The 18,768-nt window shown below is 68.5% G+C and carries 16 protein-coding genes; 12 read left to right on the top strand and 4 right to left on the bottom strand.

Annotated elements, in window-relative coordinates; translation table 11 throughout:
* The first annotated feature begins 35 nt into the window (after positions 1-35).
* On the top strand, positions 36-743 hold the full coding sequence (locus FHY04_RS11545; protein ID WP_183936506.1) for a hypothetical protein: 708 nt from the start codon (positions 36-38) through the stop codon (positions 741-743).
* Between the two features lie 17 nt (positions 744-760).
* Here the strand turns inward: FHY04_RS11545 and FHY04_RS11540 are convergent, their stop codons facing one another.
* From FHY04_RS11540 to FHY04_RS11525, 4 genes are all read right to left on the bottom strand, one after another.
* Entirely contained in the window at positions 761-1,531 is a 771-nt protein-coding gene (locus FHY04_RS11540) for an NYN domain-containing protein (RefSeq protein WP_031439510.1), read from the bottom strand.
* Between the two features lie 10 nt (positions 1,532-1,541).
* Positions 1,542-1,922, bottom strand: a complete 381-nt coding sequence (locus FHY04_RS11535) for a DoxX family protein (protein WP_031394250.1) — start codon at positions 1,920-1,922, stop codon at positions 1,542-1,544.
* 97 nt (positions 1,923-2,019) lie between these two features.
* Positions 2,020-2,496 (bottom strand): transcription elongation factor GreB, encoded by a 477-nt coding sequence (greB, locus tag FHY04_RS11530; RefSeq protein ID WP_183936505.1) that lies wholly within the window; start codon positions 2,494-2,496, stop codon positions 2,020-2,022.
* Between the two features lie 19 nt (positions 2,497-2,515).
* Positions 2,516-4,519: a lytic transglycosylase domain-containing protein gene (locus FHY04_RS11525; protein ID WP_183936504.1), complete on the bottom strand. Its 2,004-nt coding sequence runs from the start codon at positions 4,517-4,519 to the stop codon at positions 2,516-2,518.
* Between the two features lie 79 nt (positions 4,520-4,598).
* On the opposite strand from FHY04_RS11525, the gene dapA reads away from it, so the two are divergent.
* The 11 genes from dapA to FHY04_RS11470 all read left to right on the top strand — a co-directional run bounded on the left by dapA (position 4,599) and on the right by FHY04_RS11470 (position 18,766).
* The gene (gene dapA / locus FHY04_RS11520) at positions 4,599-5,498 is read left to right on the top strand and encodes a 4-hydroxy-tetrahydrodipicolinate synthase (RefSeq protein WP_183936503.1); all 900 of its coding nucleotides are present in this window, start codon (positions 4,599-4,601) and stop codon (positions 5,496-5,498) included.
* Positions 5,499-5,613: 115 nt separating this feature from the next.
* Positions 5,614-6,096 (top strand): SsrA-binding protein SmpB, encoded by a 483-nt coding sequence (smpB, locus tag FHY04_RS11515; RefSeq protein ID WP_031395420.1) that lies wholly within the window; start codon positions 5,614-5,616, stop codon positions 6,094-6,096.
* A 78-nt stretch (positions 6,097-6,174) separates the two neighbouring features.
* Positions 6,175-6,660, top strand: coding sequence for a DUF2062 domain-containing protein (locus tag FHY04_RS11510; RefSeq protein ID WP_042466983.1), 486 nt, complete (start codon positions 6,175-6,177; stop codon positions 6,658-6,660).
* 92 nt (positions 6,661-6,752) lie between these two features.
* Positions 6,753-8,828, top strand: a complete 2,076-nt coding sequence (locus FHY04_RS11505) for a M13 family metallopeptidase (RefSeq protein ID WP_183936502.1) — start codon at positions 6,753-6,755, stop codon at positions 8,826-8,828.
* 127 nt (positions 8,829-8,955) lie between these two features.
* The gene (locus FHY04_RS11500; protein WP_183936501.1) at positions 8,956-11,007 is read left to right on the top strand and encodes a M13 family metallopeptidase; all 2,052 of its coding nucleotides are present in this window, start codon (positions 8,956-8,958) and stop codon (positions 11,005-11,007) included.
* 80 nt (positions 11,008-11,087) lie between these two features.
* A complete protein-coding gene (locus FHY04_RS11495; protein WP_183936500.1) occupies positions 11,088-13,472 on the top strand; it encodes a response regulator in 2,385 nt (794 codons plus the stop codon).
* Positions 13,473-13,520: 48 nt separating this feature from the next.
* Entirely contained in the window at positions 13,521-13,871 is a 351-nt protein-coding gene (locus FHY04_RS11490) for a response regulator (protein ID WP_031396103.1), read from the top strand.
* Between the two features lie 117 nt (positions 13,872-13,988).
* A complete protein-coding gene (gene ilvD / locus FHY04_RS11485) occupies positions 13,989-15,710 on the top strand; it encodes a dihydroxy-acid dehydratase (RefSeq protein ID WP_031440068.1) in 1,722 nt (573 codons plus the stop codon).
* A gap of 106 nt (positions 15,711-15,816) precedes the next feature.
* A complete protein-coding gene (locus tag FHY04_RS11480) occupies positions 15,817-16,092 on the top strand; it encodes a hypothetical protein (protein WP_260171468.1) in 276 nt (91 codons plus the stop codon).
* Positions 16,089-17,573, top strand: coding sequence for an NAD(P)H-hydrate dehydratase (locus tag FHY04_RS11475; protein ID WP_183936498.1), 1,485 nt, complete (start codon positions 16,089-16,091; stop codon positions 17,571-17,573). The genes FHY04_RS11480 and FHY04_RS11475 overlap by 4 nt, the downstream gene beginning before the upstream one ends.
* The gene (locus tag FHY04_RS11470; protein WP_183936497.1) at positions 17,570-18,766 is read left to right on the top strand and encodes a class I SAM-dependent RNA methyltransferase; all 1,197 of its coding nucleotides are present in this window, start codon (positions 17,570-17,572) and stop codon (positions 18,764-18,766) included. Before FHY04_RS11475 ends, FHY04_RS11470 begins: the two co-directional genes overlap by 4 nt.
* Positions 18,767-18,768: the final 2 nt, after the last annotated feature.

Below are 18,768 nucleotides of genomic sequence, written 5' to 3'. Positions count from 1 at the left end.
ACCTCTCCCACAATGACGGGGTGGGGATGATGGACATGCTGATGATGCTAGCGGCCGCAGCGGCTGCGGTGACCGCGCCGCAGGGCGACAGGGTCAAGCCGATCGACCAGTGTTTCGCGATCTACCGCCCCGGCTCCCCAGCAGGCACGCAGGCCGCCGGAGCCGACCAGACCGTCATCGGCGCAACCCGCCAAATCATCCGCGCCATCCGCATCGACGGTCGCCCCGCCTGGGACATCGTCGTGCATCAGCGCGTGCCGATGGCGAATTTCGCGATGCGCGATCACTTCGTCTTGAACCGCGACGATCTGACGCCGATCACCTTCGACAACAGCCGGAGCGGGGTCGAGCATGTCGCGCTGCGCTACACCCCCGGTCGCATCGTCGGAACGAAGACCGACAAGGCCGTCGTCACGCCGATTGACGTTGCGGTGGCTGACCCCATCTGGGAGGGCAATCTCTGGGGCGTGACGTTCGGCGCGTTGCCGCTCGCGATGGGCAAGAGCTTCTCGCTGCCCTTCTACCAGTATGACGGCGGGATCGGCCGCTTCACGCTGACCGTCACCGGTAGCCAGAGCGTCGCGACACCGACCGGGCCCGTCGACGCCTGGACCGTCGCAGTTCTCAAGGATGGCAAGCCGAGCACCACCACGCTGATCGCGAAACGCGACGCGCGTGAACTGGGCAGCTTCGCCGCGCGGGGCGGGACGAAGCTTGGCGGCGACTGCACCGGTCTCGACTGAGCGACCGGTGCCCCCGTTCAGCGCACCCGCTTGACGTAGATCCGACCGCCGTCACGGCGTTCGGTCTGGAAATTGGGCACCGCCTCGATCAGCTCGGACAGATGGTTGAAGCCATAGTTGCGCGCATCGAAGCTCGACCGGTTGCCCGCGCGTTGGCCCAGTTCTGTCAGGCTCTGATAGCCCTTCTCGTCGCGCTTGCCCGCGTTGTACGCGTCGATCAGCAGCTTGATCAGGTCCGACCCGATCGGTTCGCCGCCGCGCGATCGGCGTGCGGCGGGCGCGGCGGGGGCAGGGGCCTTCTCGCCACCGATCGCGGGCGGCAGCGACAGCGGCATCGGCTCGGATTCGTCGTCGAGCGCGCTGACGTCGATGAAGCGCGTGCACGCCTGGCGGAACCCCTCGGGTGTGCGGCTGGTGCCAAAGCCATAGACCGGCACGCCGTCCTGGCGGATCCGCATCGCCAGCGGCATGAAGTCGCTGTCCGACGACATGATCCCGAACCCGTCGATCCGGCCGCGGAACAGCAGGTCCATCGCGTCGATCGTCATCTTCATGTCGGTCGCGTTCTTGCCCTTGGTCAGGTCGAACTGCTGCTGCGGCTCGATGCCGTGCTTGATCGACATGTCGCGCCAGCCTTTCAGCGCGGGCTTGGACCAGTTGCCATAGACGCGCCGGACGTTGACCGTCCCGAGCTCGGCAAGAACGGTCAGCACCGGGTCGAGCGTCGCCGACGAGGCGTTGTCGGCGTCGATGAGAAGGGCGACGTTGCGTGTTGTGGTATCGGCCATACCGCTGGGATTAGCCGCGCCCGCGCCCCGCGTCCACGCTCCACGCGCCGCCGCCCGCTGCGGCGAGGTAGAGGAACACGAAACAATAGAGCACCGCCGCCTCGCCGCCATTGGCGATCGGGAAGGGCCCCTGCGGTGCGTGCGCAAGGAAATAGGCCGCCGCCGACATGCCCGACAGCAGGAACGCCACCGGCCGCGTGAACAGCCCGACGATCAGCAACGCGCCGCCCACGACCTCGATGATGCCCGCGACGTAGAGCAACGGGGTCATCGCCATCGGGAAGGGCGGCAGCCCGAAGAACTTGGAAATACCGTGGCTGAAAAACACCAGCGCCACGACGATGCGCATCACGCTGAGCAGGCGGGGGGACCAGGTGGCGGGTATCGGCATGGGATCATCCTGAACGTCGTTGCGGTCCCGCTACGTCCTATGCGCGCGTGCCTGCGTCAACGCGCCGGATGGAAACGGACCGTTCAGCGATGCGAGGTCAGGGATAGGCGATCGCCACGACCTCATATTCGCGCTCGCCTGCTGGCAGGTCGACGCGGCGGACATCACCGATCGCGGCACCCCGCAGCGCGCGGGCGAACGGCGAATTCCAGCCGATCCGCCCATTGCCTGCATCGGTCTCGTCATCGCCGACCAGCGTGAGCACGCGTTCGACATCCTCCTCGTCCGCCACCGTCACGCACGCGCCGAACCAGACGCGGCTGCGGTCCTCCTGCACGGCGGGATCGACCACCTTGGCCGCCTTCATCCGCCGCGACAGCCAGCCGAGCCGCCGGTCGATCTCGCGCAGCCGCTTGCGCCCATAGATATAGTCGCCATTCTCCGACCGGTCGCCATTGCCCGCCGCCCAGGAAATCACCTCGACGAGCTTCGGCCGCTCGCTGCCGAGCAACAGCTCATATTCCTCGCGCAGCACCGTATAGCCTGCCGGGGTGATGTAGTTGGGCCGATCCATGCGTGCCGTCTCGTCCGGTTCAGCCGGGCCGGGTCTTGCCGAGATACCAGGACGTCCGTGCGACGCTGCGGCTCTTGGCGCGGGCGGGGTTCATCAGGTCGTAGACGACCGCATTCTCGATCACGCGCTGAACATAGTTGCGCGTCTCCTGATACGGGATCGCCTCGATCCAGTCGATGATGTCGACCGCGCCGGTCCGCGGGTCGCCATTGGCGCGAAGCCACTTGTTCACATTGCCGCCGCCCGCATTATATGCAGCAATCGCAAGCGGATAGCTGCCATAGTTCGCATAGATCCGCTGGAAGTAGCTCGACCCCAGCATGATCGACAGATTGGGATCGGTCGTCAGCGACGCCTGGTTGTAGGCGAGCCCGATCTTGCCCGACTGCTCGCGCGCGGTCGCGGGCATCAGCTGCATCAGCCCGCGCGCCCCGGCATGGCTGACCGCGGCGCGATCGAACTGGCTCTCCTGCCGCGAGATCGCATGGATGATCGTCCAGTTGTCCTCATAGCCCGCCGGCACGCTGACGGTCGGGAAGCCCGCTGCGGAATAGTCGCTGAGCCCGTTCGCCAGCGCGCTGCGGCCGACCATCACGCCCAGATCGGGGCGGTTGATCCGCGTCGACAGTTCGGCGGCGAGCGCGTGGTCGGTGTCGGTCGTCGCATCCGCGGCGATCTGGCGGACGAATGCGGTCTGGTCCTGCCAGTCGGCGATCTGGCCGAGGAACTTGACCGCGCGCACCGTCTCGCGCTGCTCGAACGCGGCGCGCACCGCAGGCGCGATCGCCAGGCTGGCCATCGGCGGTGGCGGGGTCAGCGCGCGGCCCATCCGCTCGGTCGCGAGCTGGCCGTAATATTGATCGCGGTAGCCGGCGGCCTGCGTGTAGAAGGCGGTGGCATCCGCCTGCCGGCCCGCCGTCTCGGCCGCGCGTCCCGCCCAGTAATAGCCGCGCGCTCGCACCACCGGCGAATTCGACCCGCGCGCATAGCGGTCGAACAGCGTCATCGCATCCGCGGGGCGGCCGAGCTGCTTCATTGCCGCCTGCCCGCCGAGCCAGGCGAGATTGGTATATTCGTCGCGCTCGGCATAGGATTTGGCCGAGATGTTCGCACCCGCCGGATAGGCATCGTCGATCTGCCGCGCGATGTCATAGGCGACCTGCCACTGGCCGTCATTCGCCGCGCCGCGCGCATTGGTCACCAGGATCTCGTACCATTCGCCCGCATTGCCCGGCCGCGCGGTCAGCGCCCGCGGCCGCGCCAGCCAGGCGCGCGCGCTCGGGCTCGCACCGCTGTTGCGCAGCCACACCGCGCGGTCGGCGACATAGCCGGCGTCGCCGCGATAGGTCTCCATCGTCGCCGCCGACAGGTCGGACGCGTTCGGCGCATTGGTCCGGAAGGCGAGCCGCGCCTCGAACAGCGCGCGCTTGGCGGGACTGACCAGCAGGATCTGGCGCTGCGCTGCGCTCGTCTGCCCCGACCAGAGCAGCGCGTCCATCCGCGCATCCTGATCGTCCGGCGACAGCGCGCCGGGAAAGCCCGTCGTCACCGCGACCTGATCGATCGGCGTCAGCCCGCCCGATCGCCATGCGGTGCGCACCGCGGCATAGGCGCGGTCGCGCTGCCCGGTCGCCTGCAATGCGCGCGCATAGGCAAGATTGCCCGCTGCGGACTGCGGCGGATAGCGCGTGAAGAACGCGACGACGCTGCCCGCCGCACCGCTGCCGATCGCCGCCTGCCGCTCCGCCGCGCGGCGATTGGCGGTCTCGTTCGGCCAGCCGGGATGCGCCATCAGGAACCCGGCATAGCTGTCGAACGGCAGTGCGTCGGTCTGTTGCAGCGCGCGCCACTGCGCGATCGTCGAGGCGATCGCGCCGTCGCTCGCCATCGGCTGCGCCTGCGGGCCGATATTCGAAAGCTGCGTTCGGTACCGGTCGAGCGTTTCCTGTCCGACCCCTGAAGATACCGCCGTGCCGGCCAAAGCCGCCAGGACGATGCTCGATTTGAACGCCAATGCTACCATGTGGACAGGATAGCAGTTCAACCCGTATCTGTCCTGAACGAAACGCCCGAATTCAGCGCGGCAGGAGCGCAATATACCGATGTTTGCAGGTTTTTCCTTTGCCGGGTCGATCCCGGCGCTCGTCACGCCGTTCGCCGCGGACGGTGCTTTCGACGAGCAGGCCTATCGCGATTTCGTCGAATGGCAGATCGCCGAGGGCTCGTCCGCGCTGGTCGCGTGCGGCACCACGGGCGAGGCAGCGACCCTGTCCTATGACGAGCATTTCCACGTCGTCCGCGTCTGCGTCGATCAGGCGAAGGGCCGCGTGCCCGTGATCGCCGGGGCAGGGTCGAACGACACGCGCGTCGCCTCGGCCAATCTGCGCGCGGCCCATGAGGCTGGCGCCGATGCCGCGCTGATGGTCCCGCCCTATTACAACCGCCCGAGCCAGGAGGGGATCTTCCGGCATTTCGAGGCGCTCGCCGCCGATGCGCCGCTGCCGATCATCCTCTACAACGTCCCCGGCCGTACCGTCACCGACATCCAGCCCGCGACGCTGGCGCGGGTCGTCACCGCCTTTCCGCAGGTGTTCGTCGGCGTGAAAGACGCCAGCGGCGTGCTCGCGCGCGTCTCGCAGCACCGCGAAGCCTGCGGGCCAGACTTCTGCCAGCTGTCGGGCAATGACGACCTCGCGCTCGCGTTCAACGTGATGGGCGGCACCGGCTGCATCTCGGTCACCGCCAACGTCGCGCCGAAGCTGTGCGCGGAGTTTCAGGCGGCCTGCCAGGCGGGCGATTTCGTCACCGCGCTCGCCTATCAGGACCGGCTCTATCCCCTGCACGACGCGCTGTTCACCGACGCGTCGCCGGGCCCGGTCAAATACGCCATGGCGCGGGTACGGGCCGGCTTCCCCGAGACGCTGCGCCTGCCGATGACCCCCGCGGGCGACGCCTCGCGCGCCGCGGTCGACGCGGCGCTGGCGCACGCCGGCCTGGTCTGATCCCCGTCCGTCATCCTGACGCACGTCAGGATGACGGGAGGACCGACAATTAACGTCCAACGCGATACGACGCCCGCTTCCCCTTCGCCCTCCGACCTCCTACATCGCGCATCCCATGGCACGCCCCAAACCCCCGACCTTCGAAAAGACCAAGATCGTCGCCGAGAACCGGCGCGCGCGGTACGACTATTATATCGAGCAGGTGTTCGAGGCGGGGATCGCGCTGACCGGCACCGAGGTGAAGGCACTGCGCGGGGGCGAAGGCTCGATCGCGGAGGCCTATGCCGAGGTGAAGGGCAGCACGGTCCAGCTCGTCAATTCGAACATCCCCGAATTCAGCCACGGCAACCGCTTCAACCATGAGCCCAAGCGGCCGCGCAAGCTGCTGCTGCACGAGCGCGAGATCAACAAGATGTTCGGCGCGGTCGCGCGCCAGGGCATGACGCTCGTGCCGCTGATGATCTATTTCAATTCCAAGGGCCGCGCGAAGGTCGAGCTCGCCCTCGCCAAGGGCAAGCAGAACCACGACAAGCGCGATTCGGTGAAGGAACAGGACTGGAAGCGCGAGCAGGGCCGGATCATGCGGGATCGTGGATAGGCCGTGACCAGGGCGCCGGTCGGTCTTTTCGGGCGCCTCGCGGCGTGGTCGCATCGCAATCTGCCGACCCGCGATTCGATGGAGCGCAACCGCCTGTTGCGCCCCGTCGCGCACCGCGTGCTCGCGCCTGAACTGTGGCGCTTCACGCGGCGCTCGGTGCCGCGCGGCGTCGCGCTCGGCATGGTCGCGGGGATCCTCGTGCCGGTCGCGCAGACCCCCGTCGCCGCGTTGTTCGCGCTGCCGTTCCGCGCCAACGTACCGACCGCCGCGCTGACCACCTTCATCACCAATCCGCTGACGACCCCGCCGCTCTGGATCGCCGCCTATTGGATCGGGTCGTGGATGCTGCGGATCGACGCGCATGTCCCCGGCCAGCCGGTCGCCGAAGCCGCCGCGCAGGCCGACTGGATCCCGTGGCTGATGCAGGCCGGCCCCGCCACCGCGCTCGGCCTGCTGGCGATCACGGTCGTCGCCTCGATCGGCGGCTATGCGCTCAGCGCGCTCGGCTGGCGGCTCTGGATTGCCCGCAAGTGGCGGCACCGCCACGATAATCGCGGATCGTAACAATCGTCACTATCTGACGCCCGACGAATTGACGGAGCGTCTTATCGGCGTAGAACACACCGCATCCTGAAGTTCTTCCCCGAGGGTCCTTGATGCGTACGTCGATTGTCACCGCCATTCTGCTCGCCTCCGCCGCAACGGTCTCGGCCCAGACCAGTCAGACCCCGGCCCGACCGCCCGCGCTCGCCGGTGCGGCCAGCGGTCCCGTCGCGCCGAAGAATGCGAACAAGCCGCAGATCGGCGATTTCGGCTTCGACATGGCCGGGCGCGATACCGCGGTGAAGCCCGGCACCGACTTTTTCGACTATGCCAATGGCGGCTGGGAGAAGGCGACGCCGATCCCCGCCGATCGCTCGTCCTACGGCATGTTCCACGTCCTCCAGGACCTGTCGCTCGAGCGCACCCGGACGATCCTCGACGCGGCGACCGCAAAGCCCGGCGACAAGGTCGGTGATTTCTACGCCAGCTTCATGGACGAGGCAGCGGTCAACGCGAAGGGTGCGGGGCCGGTGAAGCCGATGCTCGCCGCGCTGAAGACGACCACCGACAAGACCGCGCTCGTCACCCAGATTGCGAAGCTGCAGCGCCAGGGGGTCGGCGGGCTCGTCGGCGTCGGCGTCCAGCAGGACGACAAGGACCCGACCACCTATGTCGTCGGCTTCGGCCAGAGCGGCCTCGGGCTGCCCGACCGCGATTATTATCTGAAGGACGATGCCAAGCTCGCCGCGGTCCGCACCGCCTATCAGGCGTATCTCGCGCAGATGCTGACGCTCGCGGGTGAGCCCAACGCGGCCGCGCGCGCCGCGGCTGTCTTCGCGATGGAGAAGGGCCTCGCCACCGCGCACTGGACGCGGATCGAGAGCCGCGACGCGGACAAAACCTACAACAAATGGACCGCCGCCGACTTCGCGGCGAAGGCGCCGGGCTTCCCCTGGGCGCAGTACATGACCGCGATGGGCGTCACCGGCCGTCCCTTCTACCTCGTCGCACAGCCGAGCGCGCTGACCGGCGAGGCGAAGGTCTTTGCCGACACGCCGGTGAACGTCCTTCAGGACTATGCGATGCTCAAGGTGCTGCGCGCCTATGCACCCTATCTCTCGAGCGATTTCGACAAGGCCAATTTCGGCTTCTACGGCACCACCCTGTCGGGCACGCCCGAGCAGCAGGTCCGCTGGAAGCGCGGTGTCTCGACCGTGTCGGGCGCGATGGGCGAGGCAATCGGCGAGCAGTATGTCGCCAAATATTTCCCGCCGGAATCGAAGGCGGCCGCCGATCAGCTCGTCAAGAACGTCATCGCGGCGATGGGCGACCGGTTGCGCAACCTCGCCTGGATGGCGCCCGAGACCAAGACCAAGGCACTCGCCAAGCTCGCCGCCTTCACCCCCAAGATCGGCTATCCGGACACGTGGCGCGACTATTCCGCGCTTCAGGTCCAGCGCGGCGATCTCGTCGGTAACGTCGCGCGCGCCAACGCCTTCGACTATGATCGCGACCTCAAGAAGCTCGGCCAGCCGATCGATCGCGGCGAATGGTTCATGACGCCGATGACGATCAACGCCTATGCCAATCCGACGATGAACGAGGTCGTCTTCCCCGCCGCGATCCTCCAGCCGCCCTTCTTCGATCCAAAGGCGGACCCGGCGATCAACTATGGCGGCATCGGCGCGGTGATCGGTCACGAGATCAGCCATCATTTCGACGATCAGGGCCGCAAATACCTCGCTAGCGGCAAGCTCACCGACTGGTGGACGCCGCAGGACGTCGCACGCTTCAAGGTCTTCACCGACGCGCTGGTCAAGCAGTACGACGCCTATGAGCCCTTGCCCGGGCTGCACGTCCAGGGCGGCCTGACGCTCGGAGAGAACATCGCCGATCTCGCCGGCCTGACCGTCGCCTATGACGCCTATCACCGCTCGCTCGGCGGCAAGCCCGCGCCGGTGATCGACGGCACCACCGGCGACCAGCGCTTCTATTATGGCTGGGCCGGCGTCTGGCGCAGCAAGTTCCGCGAACCCGCACTGCGTCAGACCTTGCTGTCCGATCCGCACTCGCCGGGTCACCAGCGCGTCCTCACCGTCCGCAACCTCGACCCCTGGTACGCGGCGTTCGGCGTGAAGCCCGGCGAGGCCAGCTACCTCGCCCCGGCGGCCCGCGTCCGCATCTGGTAAGCTGCACGCCTACCGCCCCACATAGCCCCGTCATCCTGGGCTCGACCCAGGATCCAGAGCCACGCGCGCGGACGCCGGTGGCTCTGGATCCTGACTTTCGTCAGGATGACGTAGTTTGGAGAGAAACATGAAGACCTACATCGCCGCCGGCCTGCTCGCCGCCACCGCGATCACCGGCGTCACCGCCGCCATCTCGCAGACCGCCGAACCAACCGCCGCGCCCGCCGCGCCCACCTCGACCGGTGCGCAATATGGCAGCTTCGGCTTCGACGAGAAGGGCATGGACAATAGCGTCCAGCCCGGTGACGATTTCTACGCCTTCGCCAATGGCAACTGGGCGAAGACCACGCCGATCCCCGCGGACAAGTCGAACTACGGCGCGTTCAACTTCCTGTCCGACTTGTCCGAGACGCGCACCCGCGGCATCCTCGACACCGCGGCGAAGGATCCGAAGTCGAAGATCGGTCGCGCCTATGCGACCTTCCTCGACACCGGCACGATCGAGGCCAAGGGGCTGGCACCGATCCGGCCGTGGCTCGCGAAAATCGCCGCGCTGAAGGATCGGGCGGGCTATCCCGCGCTTCTCGCCGAGGCGGATCGCGCCGGCATCGGCGGCCCGTTCGGCAGCGGCGTCGGGCAGGACGACAAGATCCCCGAGCAATACGCCCTCTCGCTCGGCCAGTCTGGGCTCGGTCTGCCCGACCGCGACTATTATCTCAGCACCGACGCCAAGCTGGTCGAGGCGCGCACCGCCTACCGCGCGCACATCGCCAAGATGCTGACGCTCGCCGGCGAACCCGATGCCGAGGCGCGCGCCGCCGCGCTGCTGGCGTTCGAGACCGAGATCGCCCGGGTCAGCTGGACCCGAGTCGACAGCCGCGACGCGACCAAGACCTATAACAAGATGTCCGTCGCCGATCTCGCCAGGCGCGCGCCCGGCTTCGACTTCGCGGGCTATTTCAAGGCGACCGGCACGCCCGTTCCGACCGTCATCGTCGCACAGCCCTCGGCGATCACCGGCATTGCAAAACTCGTCGCGACCGCGCCGATCGGCGTGCTCAAGGACCAGCTGATCCTGCGCTCGCTCGACGGCTATGCCGATGTGCTGCCAAAGGCGTTCGATGCCGAACAGTTTGCCTTCTACGGCACCGTGCTCGGTGGCACCCCCGAGCAGGAGGCCCGCTGGAAACGCGGCGTCCAGTTCACCAGCGGCGCACTCGGCGACGAGGTCAGCAAGCTCTACGTCGCGCAGTATTTCCCGCCCGAGACCAAGGCGGCAGCCGATGTGCTGGTGAAGAACGTGCTCGCCGCGATGGGCCGCCGGATCGACAAGCTCGACTGGATGGCACCCGAAACCAAGCAGAAGGCGCATGCCAAGCTCGCCGCCTTCACCCCCAAGATCGGCTATCCCAGCCAGTGGAAGGACCTGTCCGCGCTGACGATCACGTCCGGCGACGCGTTCGGCAACGAATGGCGCGCGAACGAATGGCAGCATCAGGACAATATCGCGAAGCTTGGCAAGCCCTTGCAGCGCTGGGAATGGGGCATGACGCCGATGACGGTCAACGCCTATGCCAATTTCGGCATGGTCGAGATCGTCTTCCCCGCAGCCATCCTCCAGCCGCCCTTCTTCGATCCCAAGGCCGATGACGCGGTCAACTATGGCGGCATCGGCGCGGTGATCGGCCACGAACTGAGCCATCATTTCGACGACCAGGGTTCGAAATACGATGCCAAGGGCCAGCTCACCGACTGGTGGACGCCCAAGGACATCGCCGGCTTCAACGCGCTCACCGGCAAGCTCGGCGCGCAATATGACGCCTATGAGCCATTGCCCGGCATGCACGTGAAGGGCCAGCTGACGATGGGCGAGAACATCGCCGATCTCGCCGGGCTGACGGTCGCCTATGACGCCTATCACACCGCGCTCGGCGGCAAGGCGGCCCCCGTGCTCGACGGCTTCACCGGCGACCAGCGCTTCTATCTGGGCTGGGCGCAGGTCTGGCGTCGCAACTACCGCGAGGCGAACCTGCGGCAGCGGCTGCTGACCGATCCGCATTCGCCGTCGCAGCAGCGCGCCTCGGTCGTCCGCAATCTCGACCCCTGGTACGCCGCCTATCAGCCCAAGCCGACGCAGCGTCTGTATCTCGCCCCCGAACAGCGCGTGCGCATCTGGTGACCGGCCGCGTCCCCGACCGGGAAACCGGGCGGGGACATGATGCTTGACCCCAAACCCCCGAACAGCGGAAGAGGCATCGCATGGTTTCGCTTCCGCCCCAGACCGGCCTCGGGCCGAACCGCCGCGCCGCCCTCGTCGCGGCGGTGACGGGGATCGCCGCGTCGGGGCTGGTGCTCGGCATGATCGGCGACCTCGTCGTCGCGGCGGCCTTTCTCGCCGCGGCGATCATCGTCATCGGCGCGGTGATCGTCTGGCGCGTGCTCGCGCGCGCCGGCAGCGCCGAACTGCGCACGATCGACTGGGACTTCACGCGGGCGGTGGCGCAGGCGAGCGGCGATGCGATCGCGGTGACCGATCGCGCGGGCCGGCTGGTCTGCGCGAACGATGCCTATGACGCGGTGTTCAGCGGCTTCCCGACCCCGCCGGGGCTGCCGCTCGACGCGAGCGGCGTCGCCTTGCTCGCCGAGGCCGGACGCACCGCGTGGCGCGACGGTCACGCGCAGGCGGAACGGCTGGTCGCCAACGGGCTGCGCATCTCGGCATCGATCACCCGCGCCGGCGACGAGGCGGACATGCTCGTCTGGCGGTTCGTCACCGCGCCCGACTATGACCTCGCGCAGACCGCCGAGCGGCTGATCGACGGGCCGACCGGCGACCGGCTCGGCGGCAGCGGGATCATGGCGGCGTTGCTCAGCGCCGACGGCCGCGTCCGCGCGACCAACCGCGTGCTCCACGTCCGCGCGATCGGCGACGAGCATGAGGCGATCGAGGGCCGCGACTTCGCGCGCTTCCTGATCACCGACAATCGCGGCCTCGTCCGCTTCGCCCGCGAGGGCGGCGCGGGGACGCCGCTGCGCGTGGTGCAGGTGCCCTTTGTCGAAGGCGACGACGCCCCCGTCCTCGTCATCCTGCTCGACGACGAGGAGGATGCGCCCGCGATCGGCGCGTCCGCCTCCGCGCATGTCCGCAGCCTCGTCAGCCTGATGCCGTTCAGCATGGCGCTGGTCGATCGCGAGGGCCGCTTCATCCAGATGAACGATTCGTTCCTGCGCGCCGCCGGGGTCGTCGGCGCCGCGCCGCCGCTCTACCCCGGCGATCTCGTCGTGCGCGAGGACAAGACCGCGGTCGCCGACGCGATCCGCCGGTTCGCGGGCGGGCAGACGCATTCGACCGACATGGCGGTCCGGCTGAAGGATCATCCCGACGAGCCGGTCGCGCTGACCATCGCCGGCGCGCGCGGGCTCGGCGACGCCGCGGTCCTGCTCAGCCTCAAGGATAATAGCGAGGAATCGCGGCTGAAGCGCGAGGTGGCGCAGGCGACCAAGATGCAGGCGGTCGGCCAGCTCGCGGGCGGCGTCGCGCACGACTTCAACAACATCCTGACCGCTATCATCGGCCACTGCGACCTGATGCTGATGCGCCATTCGCCCGGCGACAGCGATTATGACGACATCCAGCAGATCCGCACCAACTCGAACCGCGCCGCCGGACTGACCCGCCAGCTGCTCGCCTTCAGTCGCCAGCAGACGCTGCGCCCGCAGATCCTGCAGCTGCCCGACGTCGTGTCCGAGGTCTCGAACCTGCTCAAGCGACTGATGGGCGAGACCGTCCGGCTCGACATGATGCACGGCCGCAACCTGGGGCCGGTCCGCGCCGATCCGGGGCAGCTCGAACAGGTCGTCGTCAATCTCGCGGTCAATGCCCGCGACGCGATTCTGTCCGCCAACCCGCGCGGCGGCGGCACGCTGACGATCACCACGCGCTCGGTCTCGGCGACCGAAGTGCGGCAGATGGCCTCCGACATCCTGCCCGTCGCGGACTATACGGCGCTGATCGTCCAGGACACCGGCACCGGGATCCCGCCCGAGGTCCTGCCGAAGATCTTCGAGCCGTTCTTCACGACCAAGGAATTCGGCAAGGGCACCGGGCTCGGCCTCTCGACCGTCTACGGCATCGTCAAGCAGTCGGGCGGCTATATCTTCGCCGAATCGCAGCCGGGGCAGGGGGCGACCTTCACCATCTTCCTCCCCGTCCACGCCGCCCCCGCCGCGCCGCGGCTCACCGCGCCCAAGCCCGCGGCCAAGCCCGCCGACCTGTGGGGCACGGGGACCATCCTGCTCGTCGAGGACGAGGACATGGTCCGCGCGGTCGCCGAACGCGCGCTCACCCGCCAGGGCTATAGCGTGCTGACCGCGGAGAATGGCGAGGCCGCGCTCGAGATCATGGCGAAGAACGGCCGCCCCGACCTGCTGATCACCGACGTGGTGATGCCGACGATGGACGGCCCGACGATGGTCCGGCACGCACGCGAGAAATATCCCGACCTGCCGATCGTCTTCATGTCGGGCTATGCCGAGGAACAGCTGCGCAAGTCGATCGATCTCGACAATGTCGAGTTTCTTCCCAAGCCCTTCTCGGTTCAGCAGCTTGCCGAAGCCGCGCGCGACGTTCTTGCGGCACGTTAAGCAACAAGATGTTGGCGCTCGGCGAAATTGCCGCCTAAGGTACAAAATATGAACGTGCCACAGCAGATCCTCATCGTAGAGGATGAACCGTTGATCGCCATGATGCTCGAGGATTTCCTCGAGGTGCTGGACAAGGGCGTCGCAGGGTCCGTCGACACCGTCGCCGATGCCCTGCACCGCATCTCGGCCGGGGGTGTCGACGCCGCGATCCTCGACGTCAACCTGCGTGGCGGTGAGAAGAGTACTCCGATCGCCGAACGGCTTGCCGAAGGCGGAATTCCCTTCGTGTTCGCGACCGGCGGTGGCGATGACGGCCTCGATCCCCGTTTCCGCGACCGGCCCCGCCTGCAGAAGCCGTTCACGATGGACGGCGTCGCCAAGGCGCTCGAAAGCCTCTGACGGTCCGCCGCGCGGGCTCTGCGGTCCTCGTCTGGCCGCGGCCGCGGCGGATAAAACTGCAAATCCATACGCAACTGTCTTGCGTAAAGGCCCCGTCTCGCGACATAGGCGGTCGCCATGACCCGTATATTCGATAAATCGCGCCTGCCGAGCCGGCATGTCTCCGTCGGTCCAGAGCGTGCGCCGCACCGCAGCTATTACTACGCGATGGGTATTCCCGAAGAGGATATCGCGCGTCCGTTCGTCGCGCTCGCATCCGCCGGCAACAACTCGGCCCCCTGCAACACCACGCTCGACGCGCAGGCCGATGCCGCGCAGGCCGGCGTCATCCAGGGTGGTGGGATGCCGCGCCGCTTCAACACGATCACCGTCACCGACGGCATCGCGATGGGGCATCAGGGGATGAAGGCGAGCCTCGTCAGCCGTGAAGTCATCGCCGACTCGGTCGAACTCTCGGTCCGCGGCCATTGCTACGACGCGCTGGTCGGCTTTGCCGGCTGCGACAAGTCGCTGCCCGGCATGATGATGGCGATGCTCCGCCTCAACATCCCGTCGGTGTTCGTCTATGGCGGGTCGATCCTGCCCGGTCGCTATCAGGAGCGCGACGTCACCGTCGTCGACGTGTTCGAGATCGTCGGCAAATATGCCGCCGGCGCCTGCCCGCTGTCGGAGGTGCATGCGCTCGAGAAGGTCGCCTGCCCGGGCCACGGCGCCTGCGGCGGCCAATATACCGCCAACACCATGGCCTGCGTCGCGGAAGCGATCGGATTGTCCATTCCTAACAGCAACATGGTGCCCGCGCCTTACACGACGCGTGAGCAGATCGCGGTGGCCGCGGGCGCTCAGGTCATGGAGTGTCTGGCCGACAACATCCGTCCACGCGACATCTGCACGCGCGAGGCCTTCATCAATGCGGCGCGAGTCGTCGCCGCGACCGGCGGCTCGACCAATGCCGCGCTGCATCTGCCCGCCATGGCGTCGGAAGCGGGGATCGAGTTCGACCTGTTCGACGTTGCCGAGATCTTTAAGACAACGCCGTACATCGCCGACCTCAAACCCGGTGGGAAGTATGTCGCCAAGGACATGTACGAGGCGGGCGGCGTCTACATGCTGATGAAGACGATGCTCAGCGGCGGATTCCTCGACGGCAGCTGCATGACCGTGACCGGCAAGACGCTGGCCGAGAATATCGACCAGGTGACGTGGAACCCCGACCAGAAGGTCATCTACGACATCAGCACGCCGCTGACCCCGACGGGTGGCGTCGTCGGCCTGCGCGGCAGTCTCGCCCCCGATGGCGCGATCGTGAAGGTCGCGGGCATGCACCGGCTTCAGTTCAGCGGCCCGGCGCGCGTGTTCGACTGCGAGGAGGACACCTTCGCCGCGGTCGAGGCCCGCGCGATCAACGAGGGCGAGGTCATCGTCATCCGCTACGAAGGTCCAAAGGGTGGCCCGGGCATGCGCGAGATGCTCTCGACCACCGCCGCGCTCTACGGCCTCGGCATGGGCGAGAGCGTTGCGCTGATCACCGACGGCCGTTTCTCGGGCGGCACGCGCGGCTTCTGCATCGGCCATGTCGGTCCCGAGGCCGCCGATGGCGGTCCGATCGCGCTCGTCGAGGATGGCGACATCATTCATATCGATGCCGAGGCGGGGACGATCGACCTCGATGTTCCCGAGGACGTGATGGCGGCACGCCGCGCGGTCTGGGTGCCGCGCAAGACCGATTACGGTTCGGGCGCGCTGTGGCGCTATGCGAAGACCGTCGGTCCGGCGTACAAGGGCGCGGTCACGCACCCGGGAGCCGCAGCCGAAACGCATGTCTACGCGGATATCTAAACGATCGCAGTATCTTGTCGGGCTTGTCTCACTCCCGCTGGCAGCCTGCGGGAGCGGCAAGCCCGACGCCGGTGATACGGCGTCGCGCCGCGACGACGCTGCCGTCATGCATGTCCCCTGCGCCAGGGGGGCCGCCGCTTTGGCCCCCGACTGCACGATCGAGCAGGCGCGCGGTGCAGATGGCGTGATCCTGACCCTCCGCCACGCCGATGGCGGCTTTCGTCGGCTACGCGTCTCGCCTGACGGCCGCGGCGTCGTGGCCGCCGACGGGGCCGAGCGGGCGCAGGTCACGGCATCCGCGCCCGGCAGCATCGACGTCGCATTGGGCACCGACCGCTACCGCCTCCCGGCGACGGTCCAGCCGGGCGCGAACGGCTCATGATCCGGATCGAGGGCCAGCTCGTCCTGACCGCCGCCGAGATGCGCGCGGCCGAGGATGCGGTGATCGCAACCGGTGTCACGGTCGAGACGCTGATGGACCGCGCGGGCACCGCGATCGCGCACGCGGTCCGCCGTCTGGCGGGATCGAACGCCATCCTGATCCTCTGCGGCCCGGGCAACAATGGCGGCGATGGCTATGTCGCCGCGCGCGTGCTCGCCGACCTGGGCGCAACCGTCCGCGTCGCCGCGCTGTCCCAACCCCGCACCGACGCTGCTAGGGCGGCAAGGGCAGGGTGGCCCGGCCCCGTCGAATCTCTCGCCGAAGCGACGCCCGCTCCCGTCCTGGTAGACGCCCTCTTCGGCACCGGCCTGAAGCGCCCTTTGGATGCTGGCACCGCCACCCCCAACGCGAGTTCCCCCGCGGAGGCGGGGGCCCAGCTGAATCCCACGCGCGCGCCTGATGGCTCAGCCTGTGCCCCCGCCTCCGCGGGGGAACATTCGGTTGCAGACCGTCTCCAAACCCTAACCACCGCCGCCACCCTCGCCATAGCCATCGACCTCCCCAGCGGCCTCGCCACCGACTCCGGCCGCGCGCTCACCACACCCCCCGTCTTCCACCTCACGCTCGCGCTCGGCGCACTCAAACCCGCGCACCTCCTCCAGCCCGCCGCACGCTATTGCGGCGAGGTCCGCCTCCTCGACATCGGCGTCCCCGTCACCAGCCAGATCGAAGTGCTCAAAAGCCCCCACCTCGCACCCCCGGGACCCGACGCGCACAAATACACCCGCGGCATGGTCGGGGTCATCGCCGGCACGATGGCGGGCGCGGCCGACCTTGCCGCGCTCGCCGCGATGCGCGCGGGCGCGGGCTATGTGACGCTGCTCGGCGAGAGCGCGGGCCCGCCGCATGCGCTCGTCCGCGCGGCGTTCTCCGACCACGCGCTCGCCAACGACCGGATTGGCGCGCTGGTCATCGGTCCAGGCCTCGGCCGTGACGCCACCGCCCGCGTCCGACTCGACGCCGCGCTCGCCGCCGGGCACCCGCTCGTCCTCGACGGCGACGCGCTCCGCCTGCTCGATCCCGACCGGATCCGCGCGCTCACCGTCCCCGTCATCCTCACCCCGCATGCCGGCGAATTCGACGCGCTCTTCGGGCGATCGGACGACGACAAGATCACCCGCGCGCGCGACGCCGCCGCCCGAACCGGGGCGGTCGTCGTCTTCAAGGGCGCGGACACCGTCATCGCCGCGCCCGACGGCCGCGTCCGGCTCGCCCCCGGCGCGAGCGACTGGCTCTCGACCGCGGGCACCGGCGACGTCCTCGCCGGCGCGATCGGCGCGATGCTGGCCGCAAGGCTCGATCCGCTCGCCGCCGCCGCCGCGGGCGTGTGGCTTCACAGCGAGGCTGCGCGTCGTTCGGGGCCGGCATTTATCGCCGATGACTTGGCGGATGCGCTCCGGTCGGCCAGAGCGTCCGTATGACCAGTGACCCAACGACCGACACCATCGTCCGCGTCGCCGCGCGCGGCGACGGCATCACCGCCGACGGCCGCCACGCCGCCTTCACCGCGCCCGGCGACACCCTCGCGGCCGACGGCAGCGTGACCCACGGCCCGCACCACCAGACGCCGCCCTGCGTCCATTTCCCGACCTGTGGCGGCTGCCAGCTCCAGCATCTCGACGATGAGAGCTACAGCGCCTTCGTCACCGACCGGATCGCCTCCGCGCTCGACGGGCAGGGCCTGTCCGCGCCAATCCGCACGCCGCACATCTCGCCGGTCCGCAGCCGCCGCCGCGCGACGCTGCATGCCGAGGCGAAGGGCGGCAGGATCACGCTCGGCTTCACCGCCGAGAAGGCGCATCTGATCGTCGACATCAAGGAATGCTGGATCCTAGATCCGCGCCTGTTCGCGCTCGTCGCTCCCTTGCGCACCCTGCTCAAGCGTCTGAACTTCCGCCGCCGTGCCGACATCCACCTGACGCTCGCGGACCAGGGCGCGGACATCCTCATCACCGGCTTCGCGCCCGAAGGCCTCCCCGCCGCCGAGGCGCTCACCCGGTTCTGCGAGGAGCACGGCATCGCCCGCGTCGCGTTCGACGATGGTCTGGGGCCGGAGACCCGCTGGGAGCCCGATGCGGTGACGATCACGCTGGGCGGCGTCCCCGTGCCGCTGCCACCCGCCTCGTTCCTCCAAGCGACCCCCGACGGCGAGGCCGCGCTCACCGCTGCGGTGATCGAGGCAATCGGTACGCCCGCCACCGTCGCAGACCTGTTCGCCGGGCTCGGCACCTTCACGCTCGCCATCCCCGCCAAGGTCTATGCCGCGGAGGGTGCGCGCGACGCGCTGACCGCGCTTAAGGCCGCCGCGCACCGTCTGCAACGCCCGGTCTTCCCCGAGCACCGCGACCTCTACCGCCGCCCGCTGACGGTGGCCGAGCTCGACCGGTTCGACGCGGTGGTGATCGATCCGCCCCGCTCGGGCGCGCGCGAACAGGCCGGCGCGCTCGCCGCGTCCAGGACCCCGGTGATCGTCTATGTCTCGTGCAACCCGGCGAGCTTCGCGCGCGATGCCAAGGAGCTCTGCGACGCCGGCTGGCGGATCGACTGGATCCAGCCGGTCGGCCAGTTCCGCTGGTCCACCCATGTCGAACTCGCTGCGAAGTTCGTTCGCTAAGG

Origin of the sequence: Sphingomonas sp. BK481 (assembly GCF_014194875.1) — a bacterium.
Lineage (GTDB): Bacteria > Pseudomonadota > Alphaproteobacteria > Sphingomonadales > Sphingomonadaceae > Sphingomonas > Sphingomonas aerolata.
This window is presented reverse-complemented; position numbering and strand designations above follow the sequence as displayed.

Bases quoted from the DNA above. Each gene is read 5' to 3' on its own strand.
- FHY04_RS11505 (WP_183936502.1), top strand. From the start codon at position 6,753: ATGCGTACGTCGATTGTCACCGCCATTCTGCTCGCCTCCGCCGCAACG.
- smpB (WP_031395420.1), top strand. From the start codon at position 5,614: ATGGCACGCCCCAAACCCCCGACCTTCGAAAAGACCAAGATCGTCGCC.
- greB (WP_183936505.1), bottom strand. From the start codon at position 2,496: ATGGATCGGCCCAACTACATCACCCCGGCAGGCTATACGGTGCTGCGC.
- dapA (WP_183936503.1), top strand. From the start codon at position 4,599: ATGTTTGCAGGTTTTTCCTTTGCCGGGTCGATCCCGGCGCTCGTCACG.
- FHY04_RS11540 (WP_031439510.1), bottom strand. From the start codon at position 1,531: ATGGCCGATACCACAACACGCAACGTCGCCCTTCTCATCGACGCCGAC.
- ilvD (WP_031440068.1), top strand. From the start codon at position 13,989: ATGACCCGTATATTCGATAAATCGCGCCTGCCGAGCCGGCATGTCTCC.
- FHY04_RS11495 (WP_183936500.1), top strand. From the start codon at position 11,088: ATGGTTTCGCTTCCGCCCCAGACCGGCCTCGGGCCGAACCGCCGCGCC.
- FHY04_RS11480 (WP_260171468.1), top strand. From the start codon at position 15,817: ATGCATGTCCCCTGCGCCAGGGGGGCCGCCGCTTTGGCCCCCGACTGC.
- FHY04_RS11535 (WP_031394250.1), bottom strand. From the start codon at position 1,922: ATGCCGATACCCGCCACCTGGTCCCCCCGCCTGCTCAGCGTGATGCGC.
- FHY04_RS11475 (WP_183936498.1), top strand. From the start codon at position 16,089: ATGATCCGGATCGAGGGCCAGCTCGTCCTGACCGCCGCCGAGATGCGC.
- FHY04_RS11525 (WP_183936504.1), bottom strand. From the start codon at position 4,519: ATGGTAGCATTGGCGTTCAAATCGAGCATCGTCCTGGCGGCTTTGGCC.
- FHY04_RS11490 (WP_031396103.1), top strand. From the start codon at position 13,521: ATGAACGTGCCACAGCAGATCCTCATCGTAGAGGATGAACCGTTGATC.
- FHY04_RS11545 (WP_183936506.1), top strand. From the start codon at position 36: ATGCTGATGATGCTAGCGGCCGCAGCGGCTGCGGTGACCGCGCCGCAG.
- FHY04_RS11510 (WP_042466983.1), top strand. From the start codon at position 6,175: ATGGAGCGCAACCGCCTGTTGCGCCCCGTCGCGCACCGCGTGCTCGCG.
- FHY04_RS11500 (WP_183936501.1), top strand. From the start codon at position 8,956: ATGAAGACCTACATCGCCGCCGGCCTGCTCGCCGCCACCGCGATCACC.
- FHY04_RS11470 (WP_183936497.1), top strand. From the start codon at position 17,570: ATGACCAGTGACCCAACGACCGACACCATCGTCCGCGTCGCCGCGCGC.